The organism is Tessaracoccus massiliensis (assembly GCF_000826065.2).
GTDB lineage: Bacteria > Actinomycetota > Actinomycetes > Propionibacteriales > Propionibacteriaceae > Arachnia > Arachnia massiliensis_A.
This window is the reverse complement of the sequence record NZ_LN623543.1, coordinates 903,131-924,901: the sequence shown is the minus strand read 5'-3', so window position 1 is coordinate 924,901 and position 21,771 is coordinate 903,131. Positions and strand designations below refer to the sequence as shown.

The window sequence follows — 21,771 nt, the reverse complement described above, 5'->3', positions numbered from 1 at the left end:
GCCGGTCGCGTCCGAGGACCGTGACCGTGTCGAAACCCTGAAGCGTCCCCAGCACCTGAATGAGGTGCTGGGGACGCTTCTTGTGGTGGGGCCCTTCGACCAGCCGCGGGCGGCTGGCTCAGGGACCGGGGTCAGCCGTTGCGCTTCTGGATGGCCGCCCACTCGTCGCGGAGGCCGACGGTGCGGTGGAACAGCATGACCTGGTCCAGGTCCGTGGCGAAGTAGCCGAGCCGCTCGAACTGGACGACCTCGCCGGGTGTGGCGTCGACCAGCGCCGGCTCAGCCCAGCCGTCGACGACCTTGCGGGAATCGGGGTTGAGGTCGTCGAGCGCCTCACCCGTCGCCTCGCCCGGTGCTTCGGCGGTGAACAGCCGCTCGTACAGCGCGGCCTTCAGCGGGACGGCGTGCGGGGCGGAGACCCAGTGCATGGTCGACTTCACGCGGCGACCGTCGGCAGCGTTGCCGCCCCTGGACTCCGGATCGTAGGTGGCCAGCACCTCGATGACCTCGCCGTCGTCGTTCTTGACCACATCCGTGGCCGTCACGAAGAACGCCCCACGGAGCCGCACCTCGCGGCCGGGGGAGAGGCGGAAGTACTTCGGCGGGGGCACCTCGCGGAAGTCGTCCTGCTCGATCCACAACTCGCCGGTGAACGGCACCTGGCGGGTTCCGTCCTCGGGGCGCTCCGGGTTGTTGGCGACCTCGAAGTATTCGACGACGGGCTCACCTCTCTCGTCGACGGGCCAGTTGGTCAGACGCAGCTTCAGCGGGTGCAACACCGCCATGCGGCGCTGCGACGTCGTGTTGAGTTCGCGGCGCACGTAGCTCTCCAGCGCCTCGATGGACTGGCGCGAGTTGGTGCGGGTGGTGCCCACCTCGCGGCAGAAGTTCCGGATGGCCGCGGCCGGGTAGCCACGGCGACGCAGGCCGCGCAGCGTGGGCATGCGGGCGTCGTCCCAGCCGTCCACCACGCCGTCCATGACCAGCTTCGCGAGGCGGCGCTTCGACGTGACGGTGTGGGTCAACTCCAGGCGGGCGAACTCGTACTGGCGGGGGGCGTCCTCCACCTCGAGCTGCTGCAGGAACCAGTCGTAGAGCGGGCGGTGGGACTCGAACTCCAACGTGCACAGCGAGTGGGTCACGCCCTCGATGGCATCAGACTGGCCGTGTGCCCAGTCGTAGTTCGGGTAGATCGGCCACTGGTCCCCAGTGCGGTGGTGCGCGACCTTGCGGATGCGGTACATCACCGGGTCGCGCATCTGCATGTTCTCGTGCGCCATGTCGATCTTGGCGCGCAGCACGCGGCTGCCCTCGGCGAACTCGCCGGCGCGCATGCGGCGGAACAGCTCGAGGTTCTCCTCCACGCTGCGGTCTCGGTAGGGGGAGTTGACGCCGGGCTTGCCGAAGCCACCCCGGCCAGCGGAGATGGCGGCGCCGTCCTGATCGTCGACGTAGGCCACGCCCTTCTCGATGAGGCGCTCGGCCCAGTCGTAGAGCTGCTGGAAGTAGTCCGAGGCGTAGCGCACATCCGCCGGCTGGTAGCCGAGCCATTCGATGTCGGCGACGATGGACTCGACGAAGCTGGTCTCCTCGGTCTCCGGGTTGGTGTCGTCGAGCCGCAGCACGCAGATGCCGCCGAAATCCGCGGCCACGCCGAAGTCCACGACGATGGCCTTGGCGTGCCCGATGTGGAGGTAGCCGTTGGGCTCAGGTGGGAACCGCGTCTGCACGCGTCCGTCGCGCTTGCCCTGCTCGACGTCCGCGCGCACGGCGTCGTAGATGAAGTTCGAGGGCATGGCTGAGGGCTCGGTCATGCGGGTAAGTTAGCACGCTCCCGTCACCTGGTGGCGACAAGGTCTGCCAGCCCCATGAACAGCAGGACGGGGATGGCGATGATGACCGTCAGCAGCAGCGCCAGCATGGCCGCCACGCCCACCCAGTACCTGATGGAGGCCTGGCGCACGAGTTCCCGGTTCTCGATGGCGCGGTTGAGGAGCTTGAGATTCTTCTTGTTGGCGCGGAACGCCGCGTCGAAGAAGGCACCTGCGAAGGGGATCATGCCCAGCAGCCAGTCGAGCAGCGAGTTGGCGCCCATCCGGGCGATGACCGAGAGGGGGGCACGCATGCGCACCGCGTCAACCACGATGGCGCCGCCGAACACCGCACCCACCGCGGTGCCTGCCCATGGGACGAGCGAGAGGACGGGGTCGACACCTACCCGGATCTGGGTGCCGGGCACCTTCACCAGGTCATCGAGCACGTACGACAGGGAGCGCGTCAGCTTGGCTGGCTTCGGCGTCTCAACCAGGTCCGCCTTGACCTTGTCGCGGGCCTCCTTGAGGTTCGGATCGGTGGTGCTGCCAGCGAACGCCTCCTCGGCCACCTTGCGCGCGCGCTCGATCGCGCGGGCCGGGGTCGGTTCCATCGTCATGCCTCCAAGAATGCCGCACGGCGGGAATCCTGCCTAGCAGCGCTCTGGCGCGGTGGCCGGCCTCCACGGGGTCGCCGTATGCTGAGGGCACTATGACTGATCTGATTGCCGCCCGCACCCGTGTCGCCCCGTCGCCCACTGGAGACCCCCACGTCGGCACCGCCTTCATGGCGCTGTTCGACCTGGCCTGGGCCCGCAAGACAGGCGGCCAGTTCGTGCTGCGCATCGAGGACACGGACCAGGCCCGGCTGGTTGTCGGCTCGGAGGAGCAGATCTACGAGTCCCTCGCCTGGCTCGGCCTGCAGCCCGACGAGGGCCCGCACGTGGGCGGCGAGCACGGTCCGTACCGCCAGTCGGAGCGGCTGACCACCTACCGTCCCTACGTCGAGCAGCTCATCGAGGCCGGGCACGCCTACTACTGCTGGTGCTCCTCGGAGCGGCTGGCCGAACTGCGCAAGGAGCAGGAGCGCTCCAAGGCCTCGGTGACCGGTTACGACCGGCTGTGCCACGGCATGACCCGGGAGCAGCGCGCCGAGATGGCGGGCTTCTCCGAGACGCCCGTCGTGCGGATGCTCATCCCCGACGATGTCCCGCTGACCTTCGACGACATCGTGCGCGGCGAGGTCAAGGCGCCCCGGCCGGACGATCAGGTGATCCTCAAGGCCGACGGTTTCCCCACGTACCACATGGCCGTGGTTGTCGACGACCACCTGATGGGCATCAACACCGTCGTGCGCGGGGAGGAGTGGATCTCCTCGACGCCGAAGCACATTCTGCTCTACCAGTGGCTGGGCTGGGATCTGCCGAAGTTCGCCCACATGCCACTGCTGCGCAACACCGACAAGTCCAAGATCTCCAAGCGCAAGAACCCCGCGGCGCGGCTGATGTGGTTCAAGGAGGAGGGCTACCTCCCCGAGGCGGTGCGCAACTTCCTCCAGTTGCTCGGCTACGCCGGCGATGACGAGCAGGAGGTCAAGAGCTTCGAGCAGTTCGTCGAGGAGTTCGACTGGGCCAAGGTCAACACCGTGGGCCCCATCTTCGACCTGCAGAAGCTGGACTGGCTCAACGGCCACTACATCCGTTCGCTCAGCCCGGAGGAACTAGCGGACCGGATCATCGCGTTCGAGGAGGCGCACTGGACGCCCTCCGAGGCGCAGGTTGAGGTGCTCCACAGGGCGGTGCCGATCATCCAGGAACGCCTCAAGCTGCTGAAGGACGCCCTGCCGCAGCTGGACTACCTCTTCGTCTCCGACGCGGACCTCACCCTCGACGATGACTCTGTCGCCGCGCTGGCGGACAACGCCGCCGAGGTGCTCGACGCGGCGATCGAGGTGGCAGAGTCCGTCGATTTCGCCACCGACGCGATCCAGGCCGGGCTGAAGGAACGGATCGTGGAGGGCATGGGCATCAAGCCGAAGTTCGCGTTCGCGCCCATCCGCGTGGCGATCTCGGGCCGCCGGGTCTCACCCCCGCTGTTCGAGTCGATGGAGATCCTGGGCCGCGAGTCCTCGCTGACGCGCCTGCGCGACCTGCGCTCCCGCCTCGGCTGAGCCGACGCGAAAGGGGGCCCGGCTGCCATGCAGCCGGGCCCCGTCTCGTTGTAGGTGCTTACTCCTTCACGTCGTCGTCGACCCAGTCGAAGGTGCGGGTGACGGCCTTCTTCCAGTTGCGGTACAGGCGCTCGCGCTCGTCCTGATCCATGGACGGGGTCCAGCGCTTGTCCTCGGCCCAGTTGTCGATGACGTCCTGCTCGCCGTTCCAGTAGCCCACGGCGATGCCGGCGGCGTAGGCCGCGCCCAGGGCGGTGGTCTCCGCGACGACGGGGCGCACCACATCGACGCCGAGCATGTCGGCCTGGAACTGCATGAGGGTCTCGTTGGCCGTCATGCCGCCGTCGACCTTGAGCTCGGCCAGATCCACACCCGAATCCGCGTTCATGGCGTCGAGCACCTCACGCGTCTGGTAGGCCGTGGCCTCCAGGACGGCGCGGGCGATGTGGCCGCGGTTGACGTAGCGGGTGAGGCCCACGAGCGCACCGCGTGCGTCGGCCTTCCAGTACGGCGCGAACAGGCCGGAGAAGGCGGGCACGAAGTAGGCGCCGCCGTTGTCGTCGACCGTGGCGGCGAGTTCCTCGATCTCCGGGGCGGAGCTGAACATCTTGAGGTTGTCGCGCAGCCACTGCACGAGCGACCCGGTCACCGCGATGGAACCCTCGAGGGCGTAGATCGCGGGCTTGTCGCCGATCTTGTAGCACACGGTGGTGAGCAGGCCGTTCTCCGAGGGGACGATTTCCTCACCGGTGTTGATCAGCATGAAGTTGCCGGTGCCGTAGGTGTTCTTCGCCATGCCCACCTCGAAGCAGGCCTGGCCGAAGGTGGCCGCCTGCTGGTCGCCGAGGATGCCCGCGATGGGAACACCGCCGAGCATGCCGCGCTGGCGGCCCTCGCCGTAGACCTCCGCCGAGCTCCTGATCTCAGGCAGCATCGACATGGGGATGGTCATGTCCTTGGCGATCTCCTCGTCCCAGCTGAGGGTCTTGAGGTCCATCAGCATGGTGCGCGATGCGTTGGTCACGTCGGTGACGTGCACGCCGCCGTCGGTGCCGCCGGTCATGTTCCACAGCACCCAGGTGTCCATGGTGCCCATGATCAGGTCTCCGGCCTCCGCCTTCTCGCGGGCGCCGTCGACGTTGTCGAGGATCCACTTGACCTTGGGGCCACAGAAGTAGGTGGCCAGGGGCAGGCCCACGCGGTCCTTGTACTTGTTCTGGTCCCCGCCGCCGAGTTCCTCGATGATCTTGCCGGTGCGGGTGTCCTGCCAGACGATGGCGTTGTAGACGGGTTCGCCGGTGTTCTTGTCCCACACGACGGTGGTCTCGCGCTGGTTGGTGATGCCCACCGCGGCGATGTTGGAGGAGTTCAGCTCAGCCCTGCTCAGCGCGTCAGCGACGACGGAGCGGACGTTGGCCCACACCTCCTTGGGGTCGTGCTCCACCCATCCGGCACGGGGGAAGATCTGTTCGTGCTCCTTCTGCCCTAGCGAGACGATGGTGCCCTTGTGGTCGAACACGATGGCGCGGGAGCTCGTCGTGCCCTGGTCAATGGCCAGTACGTACTTGTCGTTCACGTGAAATCAGTTCCTTCAGTTCAGTTGGTTCAGGGGAGCAGGACGTTGGACAGCAGACCCGCGATGACGGCGCCCAGGAGGGGGCCAAAGATCGGGATCCACGAGTAGCCCCAGTCCGAGCCGCCCTTGCCCTTGATGGGGAGGATGGCGTGCATGATGCGGGGGCCGAGGTCGCGCGTCGGGTTGATGGCATAGCCGGTGGGGCCGCCGAGGCTGGCGCCGATGGCGACGATCAGTAGGGCGACGCCGAGGGCGCCGAGCCAACCCATGTTGGCGGGTGCGTCACCAGCGTTGGCGGTGAACTTGCCGGCGGCGAGGATGACGAAGATGAGCACGAAGGTGCCGATGGCCTCAGTCGCCACGTTGATGATGGGGTTGCGGATCTCGGCGCCGGTGGCGAACACGCCCAGCTTCTTGCCGGGGTCAGGCTCTGCGTCGAAGTGGTCCTTGTAGACCACCCACACCAGCAGTGCGCCGATCATGGCGCCGATCAGTTCGGCGACGATGTAGACCACCGTCGAGAGGGCGGTGACGGGCACGCCGGCGGCGTACTCCTCATTGCCGGCGGCGAGGAAGCCGATGGTGACGGCCGGGTTCAGGTGGCCGCCCGACTTGTAGGACACCAGGACGCCGGCGAACACCGCGAGACCCCAGCCCCAGTTGATCAGAAGCCAGCCGGTGCCGAGTCCCTTCGTCTTGGTGAGGATCGCGTTGGCGACGACGCCGCCACCCAACAGCAGCAGCATTGCTGAGCCGACCACCTCTGAGAGGAAAACCACTCCCAGTGAGACTTCATCCATGTCTTCTCTCCGTTCCTGACAGCACTGTCAGCCTTGGCGTCCCGATGACGCACGGTCAATGGGCGGACTTCCTCCGCCTGTAACCCCCAGCACACCGCAGGTGTGCACGCCAGTGCAACAGGCATGCACATCCGTGCAAAGGCGTCCCTTGGCAATGCACTTCAGTGCTCGTGGAGGGAGCCAATGTGTGGGGGCAGTGGCGTGGCTGGGCGCTGACTCACACACATTGTCGGCTCGGAGGGCTAGTCGAAGACGAGTTCGGGATAGTTGGGCATCCACATCGACTCGAACATCTGCTGCACCGGGTTGGTCAGCGGCTTGCGCGCCACCCCGTCGTCCTCGGCCGCCTTCGCGACGGCGATGGCCACCGTCGCGGAGACCCTCCTCAGGTCGTTGATGCTGGGCAGCAGTGACTGGCCGGGCCTGCGCACCTCCGCCAGCGAGGCGACCGCCTCCGCGGAGGCGGCGATCATCGCGTCGGTGACCCGCTCCGCCAGTTGATCCTCAAGGCCGACGGCTTCCCGACCTACCACATGGCCGTCGTCGTGGACGATCACCTGATGGGCATCAACACCGTGGTGCGTGGCGAGGAGTGGATCTCGTCGACGCCCAAGCACATCCTGCTCTACCAGTGGCTGGGCTGGGACCTGCCGAAGTTCGCCCACATGCCACTGCTGCGCAACACCGACAAGTCCAAGATCTCCAAGCGGAAGAACCCCGCGGCGCGGCTGATGTGGTTCAAGGAGGAGGGCTACCTCCCCGAGGCGGTGCGCAACTTCCTCCAGCTGCTCGGCTACGCCGGCGATGACGAGCAGGAGGTCAAGAGCTTCGAGCAGTTCGTCGAGGAGTTCGACTGGGCCAAGGTCAACACCGTGGGCCCCATCTTCGACCTGCAGAAGCTGGACTGGCTCAACGGCCACTACATCCGTTCGCTCAGCCCGGAGGAACTAGCGGACCGGATCATCGCGTTCGAGGAGGCGCACTGGACGCCCTCCGAGGAGCAGGTTGAGGTGCTCCGCAAGGCGGTGCCGATCATCCAGGAGCGCCTGGTGCTGCTGAAGGACGCCCTTCCGCAGCTCGACTACCTCTTCGTCGCCGACGGCGATCTCACCCTCGACGAGGACTCTGTCGCTGCGTTGGCAGACAACGCCGCCGAGGTGCTCGACGCGGCGATCGAGGTGGCCGAGTCCGTCGATTTCGCCACCGACGCGATCCAGGCCGGGCTGAAGGAGCGCATCGTCGAGGGGATGGGGATCAAGCCCAAGTTCGCGTTCGCGCCCATCCGCGTGGCCATCTCCGGCCGCCGCGTCTCCCCGCCGCTGTTCGAGTCGATGGAGATCCTCGGCCGCGACTCCTCGCTGGCCCGCCTCAAGGTCCTGCGCGCCCACCTCTCCTCATCGGCCCCTGAGCGTTCGCCAGCGTGCCTGCGAGCCAGCGAACGACGAAGGGCCGCCGCAGCGTGTCTGACGCCTGGGTTGAGTCGGGTTCCGCTATCAGTCACTGCTGCGCTGTCTCAGTCGTTTGCTCGGCGCTGCTCGTCCAGAACCTGGCGCTGCAGAGGGAGGCAGGCGGCCACGGCGCCGGCGGCGAGCGCGAGCCCCGCCACGATGATGCCGCCCATGACGAGTTGCCCGGCGAGGGGGGCTTCGAACCCGAACTTGCTGGCGAACTGCACCATCGGCCACGCCAGCGCCACTCCCAGGCCGTAGCCCAGCAGGACGGCCACCGCCACCGGAGCCACCGTTTCGAGCCACATCACCCGGGTCAGGAACGACGGCGACGCGCCCATCTTCGCGAGGGCCCGTGTCTGCTCGGCACGCTCGAAGACGGCGGAGGCCTGGGTGATGAGGATCGACGTAGCCGTGAGCACCAGGCCGACGGCCAGAGTGATCATCACTCCCTTGGTGAAGTCCCAGCGCGACGCCATGGCGAAGTTCGTCAACTCCTCGTGGCCTCCCGTGCTCAGTTCCAGGGGCATGGTGGATACGTACCCCGCGATCAGGGAGAGCAGACCCAGGCTGGAGACGCGTGCCCACGTCTGCTTCGGGTCTGCGGCGATACGCCGGGCGGCGCACATGGTGCTGGCCCACGGCCACTGCGACACCAGCCGGGCCTCCACCTGCAGCAGCCAGGGGCCCACCATGTTGATTCCCTGGATGACGACGAACATCACACCGGCCAGCACCAGGTAGGCCTGAAGGCCGCCACCAGGGTTGACCATCCTGAGGGCCACGTAGGCCACCGCGAGGAGGCCGAGGAAGAAGAGGACCCGCCACAGCCGCATGGGGGGCTTGTTCGTGCGTCGCGACACACCCAGAGGGGAGATGCGGACCTGGCGCAGCCCCCAGAAGGTGGCGAGCAGGCCGATCGCCGGCACAGCGACGGTGACCGCGAGCAGCAGCCACCACGGAAGCCACATCTCGTGCGCCTGAATGGGCATCGCCGTGAAGGTCAACCGATGCCACAGCGGCAAGGTGACAGCGTAGATCGCGAATCCGGCCGCCGTGCCGATGGCCGACAGGATGAGGGTGTCGATGAGCGACATCCGGGTCACGTCCCCCGACGACAGGCCGATCAGGCGTAGCGCCGAGAGCCTGCGCTCCCGTCCCCGGGCGCCCAGGACAGCTGCGCCGGAGGCGAGGGTGAGGATGGAGGGGACCAGCATCGCGCAGGCGATGAGGGCCAAAACGAAGTAGAACATCATGACGGGCTCGAACGAGGCGTCGATGGCGATGACTTCAGCCAGCATGCCGTAGGGCTGCTGCCAGCGGCTGTAGAACATCCAGGTGCCGCCCGCGACGGTGAGCGCCAGCGCGCTGGCGACGGTGTAGGCCGCGATCGACGCAAGATAGAGCAGCGACTCGCCTTCACGGGCAGCGAAGCGTGCCCTGGTGAGCTGGAGGGAGAGGGTGGGCAGGCCGGTGACGGTCATCGTGCACCCGCCCCGGTCTCGAGCAGACGATCCGCGTGCACCAGCCCGTCGCGGATCTCCACCAGGCGGGAGCACCAACGGGCAACCCCCAGATCGTGGGTGACCATCACCAGACTCGCGCCGGCGAGGGCGACGGTGGTGGTGAGCAGCTGCATGACCTCGTGGCCCGTGGCCTGATCCAGCGCTCCGCTGGGCTCATCGGCGAAGACCACCTTCGGCTGGCCCACCAGGGCACGGGCGATGGCGACGCGCTGCGCCTGGCCGCCGGACATGTCGCCCGGCCGACGGTCACGCAGCTCGGCGATCCCGATGCGGCCCAGCATGTCGTCGGCCGCCTTGAGTGCCGTGCCGCGTCGGGTGCCCGTGAGCATCAGCGGCAGAGCCACGTTCTCCCGTGCGGGGAGCTCCGGGATGAGCTGGCCGTCCTGGAAGACGAAGCCGAAGTGGCTCAGCCGCAGGTGGGAGCGCTCGCGGTCCGGCAGCGCGGAGATCTGCCGGCCGTCGAACTCGACCGTGCCATCGTCGGGCAGAAGGACGCCCGCGAGGCAGTGGAGGAGCGTGGACTTGCCGGATCCGGACGGGCCCATGATGGCGACGGATTCCCCGGCCCTGATCTCCAGGCTCACGCCGGCCAGGGCGCGGACCTGCCCGAAGGTCTTCACGATGTCTGTGGTGCGCAGCAGCGCGGGTTCGTTGTTCATACCTCGATTTCACCGTCCATTGAGCTCCGGCACGATGGAGTGCGCTCCCGTTCCCGGGTAGTGCCAGCACTACCTTTGCAGGTGGAGCCGCCACTTCGGCACTGGTCGTCGGTAAGTTGGCTGTGTGAGATTCCGACGGCAGGCTGGGCGCAGCCATGGGGAGGACGCCGCGCAGCGGATCGCTGAGCTGACGGCCTCGCGTCGCGTCATCGTCGACGCCTATGAGGTGGAGCGGCGCCGCATCGAGCGTGACCTCCATGACGGCACCCAGCAGTACCTCGTGGCGGCGGCCATGAAGTTGGGGGAGGCGAGGCTGTCGCCAGCGGTGGAGGGCGACCCGGCCCTGGCAACTCTTCTCCGCGAGGCCAGCGATGCCATCCAACGGGGCCTGTCGGCGTTGCGGACGACCGTGCGCGGCATCCATCCGCAGATCCTGGTGGAGCAAGGGCTGGCCGCCGCACTCGACGACGTGGCCACTGCCGCCCCGAACCGCGTGCGCATCATCTGCCCGCATCCGCTGCCCGCCTTGCCTGAGGGTGTGCTGGCCGCCGGGTACTTCTTCGCCAGCGAGGCCATCGCCAACGCCGGCAAGCACGCCCCGGGGGCGGACGTGACCGTGCTGCTGACGGCCGATGACCACCTCCGTATCTCGGTGGTGGACAACGGTGCCGGAGGCGCTCAGCTGCGCCAGGGTCACGGGCTGGCCGGAATGAAGGAGAGGCTGGGCGCCTTCGGGGGAGACCTGCAGATCTCCAGCCCCGACGGCGGGCCCACGCAGGTGGTGGCCAGCGTGCCGCTGCTGCTCGCCCGCGGGGAATCGGCGGTGACGCTGTGAACGGGCAGCGCGTCGTCGTCGCCGACGATTCGGCCATCCTGCGCGAGGGCCTGGTTGGGCTGCTGGAGCGGCAGGGCTATGGGGTGGTGGCTCAGGAATCGCGTGCAGATGCGTTGCGCCAAACGGTGGGGCGGCTGGCCGAGGCAGGTGAGCTGCCGGACGTGGTGATCACGGACGTGAGGATGCCGCCGTCGATGACCAACGACGGGCTGCAGGCCGCCATCGACTTGAAGCAGGCGCACCCGGAGCTGGCGGTGCTCGTGCTGAGCCAGTACGTCTCACCCGTCTACGCCCAGCAGCTGTTCTCGCTGCCCTCCGGGCCCGGTGCCGGCGGTTCGGGCTATCTGCTGAAGGACAGGGTGGCGGACGTGGCAGATTTCATCGGCTCGCTGCGTCTGATCTCCGGCGGGGGAGTGGTGATCGACCCGGACGTCGCCCGCGCGATGATGACCTCCAGCCGCTCAGGCCTCGGCAACCTCAGCCCCCGCGAGTTCGAGGTGCTCGAGCTGATGGCCCAGGGCCTGTCCAACACGCAGATCGCCGAGCGGCTGTACCTGTCCGGCGCCGCCGTCGCCAAGCACGTGTCCAACATCTTCCTGAAGCTGGGCCTCGACCCCAAGGAGGAGAACCGCCGAGTGCGGGCGATCCTCGCGTTCCTGTCCGACGCCGGGTGAGGTGGCGGGAAAGCTGCGGGCGCCCTTCGACGTGTCGGGGTCCTCGCAAGCTCGGACGCGACACGCTCAAGGTCCGGCTATTCGTCGAAGACGAGCTCCGGGTAGCTGGGCATCCACATGCTCTCGAACACCTGCTGCACCGGGTTGGTCAGCGGCTCGCGGGCCACGCCGTCGTCCTCGGCCGCCTTCGCGACGGCGATGGCCACCGTCGCGGAGACCCTCCTCAGGTCGTTGATGCTGGGCAGCAGTGACTGGCCGGGCCTGCGCACCTCCGCCAGCGAGGCGACCGCCTCCGCGGAGGCGGCGATCATCGCGTCGGTGACCCGCTCCGCCTTGCAGACCGCAACTCCGAGGCCGAGGCCGGGGAAGACCAGCGCGTTGTTGGCCTGCGCGATGGTGTAGGTGGCGTCATCATGTTCCACTGGCGGGAACGGCGATCCGGTGGCGATCAGTGCGCGCCCGCCCGTCCACTCGAGGATGTCCGAAGGTACCGCCTCTGCCAGCGCAGTGGGGTTGGACAGGGGGAGGATCAGCGGTCGCTCGACGTGTTGGGCCAGCTGGCGGATCATCTCCTCGGTGAAGGAGTCCGGCTGGCCGGACGTGCCGATCAGGACCGTGGGGCGCACGTTGCGAACGGTGTCGGCAAGGGCGTAGTGGCCCGGGTGGTCCAGGTCCCACTCCTGCAACTCTCCGATGCCGCGGGCGAAGGGACGCTGAAAGTCACGGAACCGTTGGGTGGCGTCGTCGGTGACCAGCCCCCGACTGCTGGTGACCCAGAACAGCCTGCGCGCCTCCTCGACGGAGAGCCCTTCCTTGACCAGCAGGTCGACGAGCAGCTCGGCGATCCCCACGCCGGCCGTTCCGCCGCCGTGGATTACGAAGCGTTGGTCGCGCAGCTTTTCGCGTTTGGCCTGCACGCCGGCGAGGATGGCGCTGGCCACGACGGCGGCGGTGCCCTGGATGTCGTCGTTGAAGGTGCAGATCTCGTCGCGGTAGGTGTCCAGCAGGCGGTGGGCGTTGTTCGCGCCGAAGTCCTCCCAGTGGATCATCGCGTTGGGGAACACTTTGGTGGCGGCCTGCACGAAGGACGCGACGAACGCGTCGTAGCGCTCGCCGCGCACACGGGCATGGCGCTCGCCGAGGTACAGCTCGTCGTTGAGGAGCCTCAGGTTGTCGGTGCCGACGTCGAGGACGACGGCGAGCATCCGGTCAGGGTCGAGGCCCGCGGCCGCGGTGTACAGGGACTTCTTGCCCAGGCAGATCTGGATGCCGCCCACGCCTTGGTCGCCAATGCCGAGGATGCCCTCGGAATCCGTCACGATGAGGATGTCGAGGTCCTCCGGCGCGATCTGCGTGGCGCGCAGTGCCGCCTCGACCTGGTCCGCGTGGTCGATCGAGAGGAACACGCCGTCGATGGACTGGAACCAGAACGAGAACTCCTTGATGGCCTCGCCGATGGCGGGGGTGTAGACGATGGGCATGACCTCTTCGAGGTGTTCGCTGAGCAGCCGGTAGAACAGCACCGAATTGCGCTCGCGCAGGCCCTGGAGGTAGGAGAACTTCGACAGGGGGCTGGTGGCGTTCTTGAACCTCATGTAGGAGCGGTGCAACTGGCCTTCGAGCGGGGTCACATGGGTGGGGAGCAGGCCGGTGAGGCCCAGCTTCTCGCGCTCCTCGTGGGTGAACGCGGTGCCGCGGTTGATCCGGGGGTCGCGCAACACTGCGCCGCCGTGTGCCTTGATCCTGACGCGGGAGCCGTGGCTGCCGGGGAGAACCTCATATTGACGCTTGGGCATGCAGGCAGCCTAGTGGTTCGCGCGTCGGCAGGGACTACGCTCGGGTGATGAGCCAGACAGTGCTGTTGCCGCATCCCGTCACCGGTGACCTGTTCCCCTCCCCGGTGCCGCCGGGCACGGGGTGGCCGGGGGACGGGGCGACGCAGGCGACCCCCGTCGCCCAGGTGCCCGACGACGTCACGCGGCTGGCCTCGGACGCTTCGCCGGATGAACTCGCCGCCCGGATCTCGGTGTGCCGCGCCTGCCCGCGGCTGGTGGAGTGGCGCGAGCAGGTGGCCGTCGAGAAGCGGGCCTCCTTCGCGGACCAGCCCTACTGGGGCCGGCCGGCCCCGGCGTTCGGCCCGGTGGACGCGCCGGTCCTCATCGTCGGCCTCGCGCCCGCCGCCAACGGCGCCAACCGGACAGGGCGCAACTTCACCGGTGACCGTTCAGGCGACTGGCTCTACGCCGCCCTCCACCGGGCGGGGATGGCGACGCAGCCCACCTCCACCCACGCGGGCGACGGGCTCGAGCTCATCGGGGTGCGGATCGTGGCCACCGTGCGCTGCGCCCCTCCGCAGAACAAGCCGACGACTCAGGAGCGGCACACCTGCGCTCCGTGGTTGGACGCCGATCTGGCTTTCTCCGCCCCGCACGTGCGCTCCATCATGTGCCTGGGCGGGATCGGCTGGGATGCGACGCTGGCCGCTGTGCGTCAGGCGGGATGGGAGTCGCCCAAGCCCAAGCCGAAGTTCGGGCACGGCGCCCGGGCCACGCTGCGCACTCCGGAGGGCCGTGAGGTCTCCCTGGTGGGGTGCTATCACGTGAGCCAGCAGAACACTTTCACCGGCCGGCTGACCGAGGAGATGCTCGACGCGGTGCTGGCCAGCCTCTAAGCCCCGATCTCGGGGCGGGTCTCGCCCAGTGCGCGGCTCGTCTCGGCCGAGTCGGGAAGGTAGTAGAGGGCCAGGGAGCCGAGCAGTTGGTTGGCGCGGTTGAGGGCGGCGGTGCGCTCGCCGTCGGTGGTCGCCTCCTGGGCGAGCCGCAGGGACTTGACCGCGCGGCGGGCGGTGGGGCGGGCAGTGCGGGGGAGATGGTCGAGGCCGAGTGCCTCTGCCTGGGACCGCGCGGTGTCGAAAGCGAGTTCCACGGTGCGGGCCAGCTCGGCCACCCCGTCGGGATGCAGGGATGAGCGCTCATCCCATTGCGTGAGGAGGAGGGTGAACTCCCTGGTGGAGTCGACCGCGGGGTCGAACAGGGCGGAGTTCTCGACGCGGTAGACCACGTCGGAGAGCAGCTGGCCGTAGGTGGCCTTGACCTGGTCGACGCGCGCGGCGGCCGCAGTCAGGTCCGTGGGCGGCGTGACCTCGCCGATCGCGAGGCGCCGGGGCGACGGTTTCTGCCGCCTGAGACGCTTCATCGTGTCGCCATAGATCCGGGTGGGGCGCGACGGCCGGATCGAGCCTCGTGTGAGCGTCGACAGGAGCAGCGAGAAGATCACCAGGCTGGGCACCCACAGGTGAAAGAGGATCGTGTGGGGGTAGGAGACGGAGAGGGTGATCAGGATGATCGCCACCATCAGCCAGGACAGCCAGCGCAGCACCTTGTGCTTCGACCCCCGGCCCCACGCCACGCGATGCGCGCTGGAGGCGTACTCGACCCGTTCGCCGAGCGCCTCGGAGGCGACCCGCTCGAAGGAGCGTGACGCGGGCACCAGGCGCCACCGCGTCGAGTAGGTGCCCGGATAGGAGGCGGACACCACCGCCCACCCGGCGAGCCTCCAACGCACTCCGACGACGGCCGTCTCCTCATCGCGGGTCCAGTTCCGCCCCGCGACCACGTAGGTGGGGTGTGCCAGGCTGCCGATCGGGTCTCGTAGTTTGATGCCGTCGCGGCGGATCATCGCTCCACCTCCGGGGGGCGGCCGCCCAGTGCCTTGGCGGTCTCGGCGGGATCTGGGAGGTAGTAGAGGGCGAGGGTGGTGAGGATGCGGTTGGTCTGTTCGATGGCGGCGGCGCGTTCTCCGTCGGTGGTGGCGTCCATGGCGATTCTTGCTGTCTTGGCGGCGCGGTCCGCGTCGGCTCGCGCGGTCTCGGGGAGGTGGTTCAGGCCGAGGGCTTCGGCGTGGGCGCGGGCGGTGCCTAAGGCGAGGCGTACTTCGCGGGAGAGGGCGGCCGCCTCGTCGGGGGAGAGGGTGGTGTGCTGGTCGTCCCAGGTGGCCAGGGCGAGGGTGAACTCGCGGGTGGGCTCGACGGCGGGGTCGAACAGGGCGGAGTTCTCGATGCGGTAGACCACGTCGGTCAGCAGTTCGCCGTAGCGCTCCTTCACCTGGGTGATCCGCTCGATGGCGAGAGCCCTGTCTGCGGGGGCCGCCACTGCGCCCACCACCAGGCTCCGCCGGGGTGCAGTGGCAGGGATCTCCATCAGGCGATCGATGACGTGGCCGCGGCTGTAGGGCTTCTTGTTGCCCTCCCGGTGGATGCGGATGCCCAGTTGTCTGCGGCCGGGAATGATGAGGCTGATGACCACGCTCACCACGGCGAGAATGACACCGGCCTTCCCGAGATAGAAGGCGAACGACAGGGCAGCGCCCACGCCGGCGAGGAGAGCACCCCAGTGGGTTGTCCGCCGGTCGGGAATGAACGTCGGCCACCGTGCCTGCGGGGTGAGCATCGCGCGGGTGATGGTCAGATCTTCGTGCTCGGTCATGAAGTCGTCGAGCCGTCGAGACGCCGGTGCCGACCTGACCTTCGACCCCGTCGAGACCCCCAACGGCCCGGAGCGCACCCTGACGTCCTTGTACCCGGCCGCCTCGATCTCAAGCACGTGCACGTCACCCTCAGGTTCCCGCTCACCCGCCGCAACCACGATGGTGCGCCCCACGGCGTCACCGAGGCGCAGGTCGGTGCGGCCGGGGAGCCAGATGTGGCGAGGGGTGTCGGAGCCCCTGAGCAGGAGGGGATCCTCGCTCATCCCGATCCCAACTGGGGAGCGGAGCCGCCGATCATGCGCGGCACGTCGGCCGGGGCCGGGAGATAGAACAGTGCGATCGACTCCAGCAACCGCGTCACCTGCAGCAGCGCCGCCTCCCGCTCACCCTCGCTGGTGGCGCGGTTGGCCAGTTCGGCGGCCTTGAGGGCACGCCGCGCATCCGGCTGGGCGGTGGCGGGCAGGTGGGACAGGCCCACGGTTTCCGCGTGATCACGCGCGGTGGTGAAGGCCAACTCGACCTCCATGGACAGCCTGTCCAGCGCGGCTGCGCCCAACCTGGCCTGCTCGTCGTCCCAGCGCATCATCAGCAGGTTGAACTGCCGGGTCAGCGGGACGGAGGTGTCGAACAGCGCCGAGTTCTCGATGCGGTAGATCACATCGGTGGTCATCGCCCCGAGCCTCTCCTTCACCCTGTCGACGCGGGCGCGGGCGCCGGAGGGGGAGTGGCCGTCCTTCCTGGACCTGGCCTTGGGCTGCGCATCGAGGCGGGCCAGGATCTGGCGCTCGTCGTAGACCTCTGAAGAGCGTGGCCCATGGGTCACGGCGGTGGGCTCGTCCTGGCCGAACACCCGGTCGACGGGCCACCGTACGCCGGGCACCACCAACACATGCTCGATCTCTCCGCCGTCGAGCCGCTCGGCCACCAGATCGTCGAGCCTGAGCCAATCCGGCACGATCATCGTGCGTGGCCTGTCCGTGGCGCCCAGTCCTGCGGTCTTCACGCTGACCCGTGAGGCGGGGGCGAGGAGCCCCGCGACACCCGTGACCTTGTCGACCTCCAGGATGGTGACCTGATGCGGCCCGCGCTCCGGGCGGCTCGAGATGGCCACCGTCAGCCACATCAGTTGACCCACCGGGGCATCGGTGGCCAGCAACGTCCATGGCGCAACGGGGTTGGGCATTGCCACAGTCTAGACAGCGCCACCATCCAGCTGGGCGGTCTGGGCGCCCAGCATCCTGGTCGACTGGTCCGGCGTGGGCAGGTAGTACAGGGCAAGGGAACCCAGCAGGTGGGCAACCTTGGCGCGCGCGGCCTCCCGCTCCCCGTCGGTGGTGGCACTGGCCGCCAGATGTGCGGCCTTGACGGCCTGGCGGGCGGTGCGGCGCGCGGTCCACGGCAGGTGCTTCAGGCCCAGAGCCTCGGCGTGCTGGCGGGCCGCGTCGAACGCGAGCTGCAGTTCGCGAGACAGGGCGTCGAGCTCGCCCGGCGCGAGCCGGCCCACGCCGTCCTCCCAGTGCAGGAGAAGCAGCTGGAACTCCTTGGTTTCGGCGATGGCGTTGTCGAACAGCGCCGAGTTCTCGATCCGGTAGACCACGTCCGAGAGCAGCTGCCCGTAGTGGTCCTTGATGGACTCGACGCGGGCCCGGGCCATCTCCGGGCCCACCGGGGCGTCGATGTGGCCCAGTATGTAGGTTACGTAGGGCTCCGCGGCCTGGGAGACGACGTTGTATTCGCGGATGCCCGGGTAGACGTCGTCGAAGACCATGCCCTCCGGCAGGCCGAGCGTCACCTGCGTCTGCGCACCGGCGTCGCGCCGCGGCCACTCCACGGAGGAGATCATGGTGATGCGACCGATGATCTCGATGCCGCAGTGCTCGCGGGCGAACGATTCCAGCGTCCGCGCCGAGGAGACCTGATGCACCGTCGGGTATGCGTAGCCACGGACGGCGGAGTAGCTGACCTCCACCATGCCGACGGTGTTGCTCGCCGCGCAGGAAACGGCGTAGGGGGTGATCTTCCCCTCGAGGAAGGCCGAGGACACGACGACGGGCTGGCCCACGAGGAGGCCCAGCCGGCTGACGGGGGTGATGGCCTCGCTCACGCCGGCCTGCCCAACTGCGGCGCGGCGCCGCCGATCATGCGAGGCACGTCGCCCGCGGCGGGGAGGTAGTACACGGCGATAGACTCGAGCAGCCGCACCACCTGCGCCATGGCGGCTTCGCGTTCGCCCTCCGTTGCGGCGGCGCGGGCCAGCTGGGCGGCCTTGATGGCGCGCCCGGCCGTGGCCCTCGCCGTGGTGGGCAGGTGGGCCAGCCCCACCGTCTCGGCGTGGCCGCGGGCGGTGTCGAAGGCGAGCGTGATCTCCAGGGCGAGGCGGTCCAGCTCGGCCGCGTTGAGCCGGGCCGCGTCGTCTTCCCACCGCAGGAGGAGCAGATGGAACTGCCTGGTGAGCTCGACGGAGGTGTCGAACAGGGCGGAGTTCTCGATGCGGTAGACCACATCGGCGGACAGCTCGCCGAAGGTCTCCTTCACCGCATCGACGCGGGCCTGGGCCGCCTCCGAGACCGCGCCCGCCGGCTCCCGGGCCGGGGCGCCCTCCGGCGCGGGGAGGGCGGCGATCCGGCCGATCAGTTGCTGCGGGTCGAACGTGGCCGAGGGATCATCCTCGTACTGGATGGCGGTGGCGGTGCGCGGCCCGAAGAGCCCGCCGCGCCCCGACCACTCCACCGGCGGCACGGCCAGCACATGGTCGATCCGCTGCCCGAAGAACTCCGCGCAGAACTCGTTGATCCGGCGCCAGGCGGGCACCGTCTCGCTGCGGGGCGGCTCGGTGGAGCCGAGAATGGCGTGCCGGATCGAGGCGCTGTTCCCGACGGAATCCAGCAGTTCCACCACCATCACCCGCACCTCGTCGCTGCGCGGCTGCACCGGAGAGACGAGCAACGTCTGAGCTGCCACCACGCGGAGGGGTGCCTCAGGGGAGATCAGCGTCCACGGGGCGATAGCAGCCATGTCGGTTAGCTTAAACGGGCACCGGGCTCAGCCCTGTACCCGTCTGCGTCAGCCGCGGCCGTGTGGGGTGTCCCAGCCGCTCGGGTCCGGGCCCTTCGGCACGATGCTGAGCGGGTTGAGATCCGTGTGGACCACGTAGTAGTGCTGCTTGATCTGCTCGAAGTCGACGTTGTTGCCGAAGCCGGGCGTCTGGTACAGGTCACGCGCGTAGCCCCACAGGTTGGGCATCTCGGTGAGCTTGTTACGGTTGCACTTGAAGTGTCCGTGGTAGACGGCGTCGAAGCGCACCAGGGTGGTGAACAGCCGCACGTCGGCCTCGGTGATCTGGTCGCCCATCAGGTAGCGGCGGGTGGCCAGGCGCTCCTCGAGCCAATCGAGCGCGGTCCAGAGCCGGTCGTAGGCCGCGTCGTAGGCCTCCTGGGAACCGGCGAAGCCTCAGCGGTAGACGCCGTTGTTGACCTCGGTGTAGATGCGCTGCATGACCTCCTCCATCTCCCCGCGGAGTTCCTCAGGCCAGAGGTTGGGGGCGCCCTCCTTGTGGTGCTCGGACCACTCGAAGTAGAGATCCTCGGTGATCTGAGGGAAGTTGTTGGTGACCACCTCGCCGGTGGTCTCGTCGACCATGGCGGGCACGGTGATGCCGCGTGAGTAGCCCGGGACGCGCTTCTCGTAGGCCTCCTTGAGCTTGGCGATGCCCAGCACCGGGTCGACGCCATCGGGGTCGAGGTCGAAGGTCCAGGAATCGGCGTCGTGGGTGGGGCCGGGGTTGCCCATGGAGATGACGTCCTGAAGGCCCAGCAGGTCGCGCACGATGATGGCGCGGTTGGCCCAGGGGCAGGCGTAGGCGGCGATGAGCCGGTAGCGGTTGGGCTCGACCCGGTAGTCGTCGGTGCCCTCGCGGGGCTCGGCGACGATCCGCGTCTCGATGTAGCGGGTGTCGCGGTTGTATTCTTTGCCCTTGGCGGAGTAGACGCCGCCCTTACCGTGCTCTTCTCGTTCGCTCATGCCACTACTGTAGTTGAGAGTTCAACTTAGTTCCAGCCCGTTGTGGGTAAGCCGCCCGTGAGTTGCAGGGGCACTTGATCCGGGCCCGGCAGGTAGTACAGCGCAAGAGAGCGCAGGATCCGCACCACCTGCTCCTGGGCGGCGGCGCGCTCCGCGTCCGTCTCGGCGCCGACGGCGAGCCTCGCGGCACCGGCGGCGCGGCGGGCGTCGGCGCGGGCCGTGGCGGGTAGGTGATCGAGCCCCATGGTCTCCGCGTGGGCGCGGGCCGTCTCGAAGGCCAGTCTGAGGGTGCCGGCGAGCCGCACCACGTCATTCTCGCTCGCGGCCTCTTGGTCGAGGTCGTTCCACACCGCCAGCGCATTGTCGAAGGAGCGGGTGGTGGGTACCGCCGAGTCGAACAGCGCAGACTGTTCGATGCGGTAGGCGACGTCTGCCAGCATGCGCCCATAGGTGGTCTTGACCTGGTCGGCCATGGCCAGGGCACCCTGGAGGCGGACAGAGGCGGGCGGGCCGTGCTGCACCAGATCGCGGAACAGGACCCTCCCTGAAGTGCCCAACACGTAGGGCTTCCCGGTGATCTTCCATACCGCGTCCGGCACGAACACGATCCGCCGGGGGACCAGGCCGGCCGCGATGCAGGCGCCGGAGATCGGCAGGTACTCGGGATGCCGCTTCGTGTTGGGCCGCGGCCAGGCGAAGGAACGGTAGGCGTGCACCGTCACCTGGGCTGCCAGATTGCGGAGCGGATCCAAGGCTGTGCCCGGATGGATGGTGGGGGTTCGGACCTGCAGCATCATGGCGCGTCCGGATTCCGAGTCTGCGAAGCAGCTCATGTCGATGAGTGAGCCGACGGGGGTGTCGGGGGAGATGGGCGCCCAAGGGATCATCGCGGCTCGATCTGTTTGCGTTCGCCGAGGAGTTGCGGCGCGGACGGGTCGACGGGCGGCAGGTAGTAGAGCGCCAGCGAGCCCAGCAGCTCGGCCACCCGCGTGCGGGCGGCCTCCCGTTCCCCGGCATTGTCCGCGTGCAGGGGGCCGCGCGCGCGGCCCTGCGGCCGGTGTCGCGGGCGGTCTCCGGCAGGTGTTCGAGGCCCAGCCGTTCCGCGTGGCGGCGTGCCTCGTCGAAGGAGGCCTCGGCCTCCGTGGCCAACTGGGCGGCGTCAGGTGCCGCCTCGTCCCATGCCGGCAACGCCAGTTCGAAGCGCTGCGTCTGAGGCACCGCACCATCGAAGAGGGCGGAGTTCTCGATCCGGTAGACGACATCCTAGTGGAGCCTGCCGTAGCGTTTCTTGACCAGATCGACGCGGCTGCGGGGCGGCAGCGCGCCAGGATCTGCGGCGCTGGTGTCGACAGGGAGCCGGGCGTAGACGCCGGAGGCCAGCACGTCCGCCCCGTCGTCGATGACGCGGGGTGAGCTGTAGGTGCTGTACGTCTTGCCGCCGATGACCGCCCAGAAGGTGAGCAGCCACACCGGGATCGCCAAGGCGAGGATCCCCGGCTCCTTCAGCACAATCCCCAGCAGGGCGACAAGTGCGGCGAAACCGCTCTGGATGGCGATCGTGCGGGGCGAGACGGCCTTGCCTCGGAGGCCCTTGACCTTGGACGGTACGCCCGCCCGGTTCGGCCGGACGTACGCCAATGCAAGGACCGCCTCGCTGACGGTCAGGTCCGCCCTCAGCAGCACGTCTGACGGCGGCTCGGCCTTCTCGTGCGCCATGTCGATGTAGATGACCCGCACCCGCCCGTCGCGGCGGATCCGGCCGTTGCT

At 68.6% G+C, this 21,771-nt stretch carries 20 protein-coding genes and 2 pseudogenes; 5 read left to right on the top strand and 17 right to left on the bottom strand.

What is annotated here, in order from left to right:
- Nucleotides 1-131 precede the first annotated feature (131 nt).
- Nucleotides 132-1,814 carry a glutamine--tRNA ligase/YqeY domain fusion protein gene (locus BN1186_RS14950; RefSeq protein ID WP_040284715.1) on the bottom strand — a complete coding sequence of 561 codons (1,683 nt, stop codon included), beginning with the start codon at nucleotides 1,812-1,814 and terminating at the stop codon, nucleotides 132-134.
- Nucleotides 1,815-1,837: 23 nt separating this feature from the next.
- Nucleotides 1,838-2,431: a DUF4112 domain-containing protein gene (locus BN1186_RS14945; protein WP_052460227.1), complete on the bottom strand. Its 594-nt coding sequence runs from the start codon at nucleotides 2,429-2,431 to the stop codon at nucleotides 1,838-1,840.
- A 92-nt stretch (nucleotides 2,432-2,523) separates the two neighbouring features.
- Here BN1186_RS14945 and gltX point away from each other — a divergent pair, with 92 nt between their 5' ends.
- A complete protein-coding gene (gltX, locus tag BN1186_RS14940; protein WP_040284714.1) occupies nucleotides 2,524-3,981 on the top strand; it encodes a glutamate--tRNA ligase in 1,458 nt (485 codons plus the stop codon).
- A gap of 58 nt (nucleotides 3,982-4,039) precedes the next feature.
- Here the strand turns inward: gltX and glpK are convergent, their stop codons facing one another.
- From glpK to BN1186_RS14925, 3 genes are all read right to left on the bottom strand, one after another.
- Nucleotides 4,040-5,557, bottom strand: a complete 1,518-nt coding sequence (gene glpK / locus BN1186_RS14935; RefSeq protein WP_040284713.1) for a glycerol kinase GlpK — start codon at nucleotides 5,555-5,557, stop codon at nucleotides 4,040-4,042.
- 29 nt (nucleotides 5,558-5,586) lie between these two features.
- Complete coding sequence (locus BN1186_RS14930) at nucleotides 5,587-6,357, bottom strand: MIP/aquaporin family protein (RefSeq protein WP_074437053.1); 771 nt, start codon at nucleotides 6,355-6,357, stop codon at nucleotides 5,587-5,589.
- 242 nt (nucleotides 6,358-6,599) lie between these two features.
- A complete protein-coding gene (locus tag BN1186_RS14925; protein ID WP_074437052.1) occupies nucleotides 6,600-6,830 on the bottom strand; it encodes a malic enzyme-like NAD(P)-binding protein in 231 nt (76 codons plus the stop codon).
- On the opposite strand from BN1186_RS14925, the pseudogene BN1186_RS14920 reads away from it, so the two are divergent.
- A pseudogene (locus BN1186_RS14920) lies at nucleotides 6,822-7,748 on the top strand (glutamate--tRNA ligase); the annotation flags it as partial. The gene BN1186_RS14925 and the pseudogene BN1186_RS14920 overlap by 9 nt on opposite strands.
- Before the next feature lie 122 nt (nucleotides 7,749-7,870).
- On the opposite strand, the gene BN1186_RS14915 reads toward BN1186_RS14920, so the two are convergent.
- Both BN1186_RS14915 and BN1186_RS14910 read right to left on the bottom strand, forming a co-directional pair.
- On the bottom strand, nucleotides 7,871-9,289 hold the full coding sequence (locus BN1186_RS14915) for an FtsX-like permease family protein (protein ID WP_052460226.1): 1,419 nt from the start codon (nucleotides 9,287-9,289) through the stop codon (nucleotides 7,871-7,873).
- The gene (locus BN1186_RS14910; RefSeq protein ID WP_040284710.1) at nucleotides 9,286-9,990 is read right to left on the bottom strand and encodes an ABC transporter ATP-binding protein; all 705 of its coding nucleotides are present in this window, start codon (nucleotides 9,988-9,990) and stop codon (nucleotides 9,286-9,288) included. Before BN1186_RS14910 ends, BN1186_RS14915 begins: the two co-directional genes overlap by 4 nt.
- Nucleotides 9,991-10,114: 124 nt before the next feature.
- On the opposite strand from BN1186_RS14910, the gene BN1186_RS14905 reads away from it, so the two are divergent.
- Together BN1186_RS14905 and BN1186_RS14900 are read left to right on the top strand one after the other, a co-directional pair.
- Nucleotides 10,115-10,825 (top strand): sensor histidine kinase, encoded by a 711-nt coding sequence (locus tag BN1186_RS14905; protein ID WP_040284709.1) that lies wholly within the window; start codon nucleotides 10,115-10,117, stop codon nucleotides 10,823-10,825.
- Nucleotides 10,822-11,499 carry a response regulator transcription factor gene (locus BN1186_RS14900; RefSeq protein ID WP_040284708.1) on the top strand — a complete coding sequence of 226 codons (678 nt, stop codon included), beginning with the start codon at nucleotides 10,822-10,824 and terminating at the stop codon, nucleotides 11,497-11,499. Before BN1186_RS14905 ends, BN1186_RS14900 begins: the two co-directional genes overlap by 4 nt.
- Before the next feature lie 77 nt (nucleotides 11,500-11,576).
- On the opposite strand, the gene BN1186_RS14895 is transcribed toward BN1186_RS14900, so the two are convergent.
- Nucleotides 11,577-13,295 (bottom strand): NAD-dependent malic enzyme, encoded by a 1,719-nt coding sequence (locus BN1186_RS14895; RefSeq protein WP_040284707.1) that lies wholly within the window; start codon nucleotides 13,293-13,295, stop codon nucleotides 11,577-11,579.
- Between the two features lie 47 nt (nucleotides 13,296-13,342).
- Here BN1186_RS14895 and BN1186_RS14890 point away from each other — a divergent pair, with 47 nt between their 5' ends.
- Nucleotides 13,343-14,170, top strand: a complete 828-nt coding sequence (locus tag BN1186_RS14890) for a uracil-DNA glycosylase (protein WP_040284706.1) — start codon at nucleotides 13,343-13,345, stop codon at nucleotides 14,168-14,170.
- On the opposite strand, the gene BN1186_RS14885 is transcribed toward BN1186_RS14890, so the two are convergent.
- The 9 genes and pseudogenes from BN1186_RS14885 to BN1186_RS14850 form a co-directional block, all read right to left on the bottom strand.
- The gene (locus BN1186_RS14885) at nucleotides 14,167-15,177 is read right to left on the bottom strand and encodes a hypothetical protein (RefSeq protein ID WP_040284705.1); all 1,011 of its coding nucleotides are present in this window, start codon (nucleotides 15,175-15,177) and stop codon (nucleotides 14,167-14,169) included. The two genes, BN1186_RS14890 and BN1186_RS14885, sit on opposite strands and share 4 nt — an antisense overlap.
- Nucleotides 15,174-16,247, bottom strand: a complete 1,074-nt coding sequence (locus BN1186_RS14880) for a hypothetical protein (RefSeq protein ID WP_040284704.1) — start codon at nucleotides 16,245-16,247, stop codon at nucleotides 15,174-15,176. Before BN1186_RS14880 ends, BN1186_RS14885 begins: the two co-directional genes overlap by 4 nt.
- Complete coding sequence (locus BN1186_RS14875; protein WP_040284703.1) at nucleotides 16,244-17,167, bottom strand: hypothetical protein; 924 nt, start codon at nucleotides 17,165-17,167, stop codon at nucleotides 16,244-16,246. Before BN1186_RS14875 ends, BN1186_RS14880 begins: the two co-directional genes overlap by 4 nt.
- A gap of 9 nt (nucleotides 17,168-17,176) precedes the next feature.
- The gene (locus tag BN1186_RS14870; protein ID WP_040284702.1) at nucleotides 17,177-18,088 is read right to left on the bottom strand and encodes a hypothetical protein; all 912 of its coding nucleotides are present in this window, start codon (nucleotides 18,086-18,088) and stop codon (nucleotides 17,177-17,179) included.
- On the bottom strand, nucleotides 18,085-18,999 hold the full coding sequence (locus BN1186_RS14865) for a hypothetical protein (RefSeq protein WP_139651141.1): 915 nt from the start codon (nucleotides 18,997-18,999) through the stop codon (nucleotides 18,085-18,087). The genes BN1186_RS14870 and BN1186_RS14865 overlap by 4 nt, the downstream gene beginning before the upstream one ends.
- Nucleotides 19,000-19,047: 48 nt before the next feature.
- Nucleotides 19,048-19,413, bottom strand: a pseudogene (locus BN1186_RS16400) (glutathione S-transferase C-terminal domain-containing protein); the annotation flags it as partial.
- A 21-nt stretch (nucleotides 19,414-19,434) separates the two neighbouring features.
- Nucleotides 19,435-20,004: a glutathione S-transferase family protein gene (locus tag BN1186_RS16395; RefSeq protein WP_342777372.1), complete on the bottom strand. Its 570-nt coding sequence runs from the start codon at nucleotides 20,002-20,004 to the stop codon at nucleotides 19,435-19,437.
- Between the two features lie 26 nt (nucleotides 20,005-20,030).
- Complete coding sequence (locus tag BN1186_RS14855) at nucleotides 20,031-20,891, bottom strand: hypothetical protein (RefSeq protein ID WP_040284700.1); 861 nt, start codon at nucleotides 20,889-20,891, stop codon at nucleotides 20,031-20,033.
- Between the two features lie 376 nt (nucleotides 20,892-21,267).
- Entirely contained in the window at nucleotides 21,268-21,741 is a 474-nt protein-coding gene (locus tag BN1186_RS14850) for a hypothetical protein (RefSeq protein WP_040284699.1), read from the bottom strand.
- Between the last annotated feature and the right edge of the window lie 30 nt (nucleotides 21,742-21,771).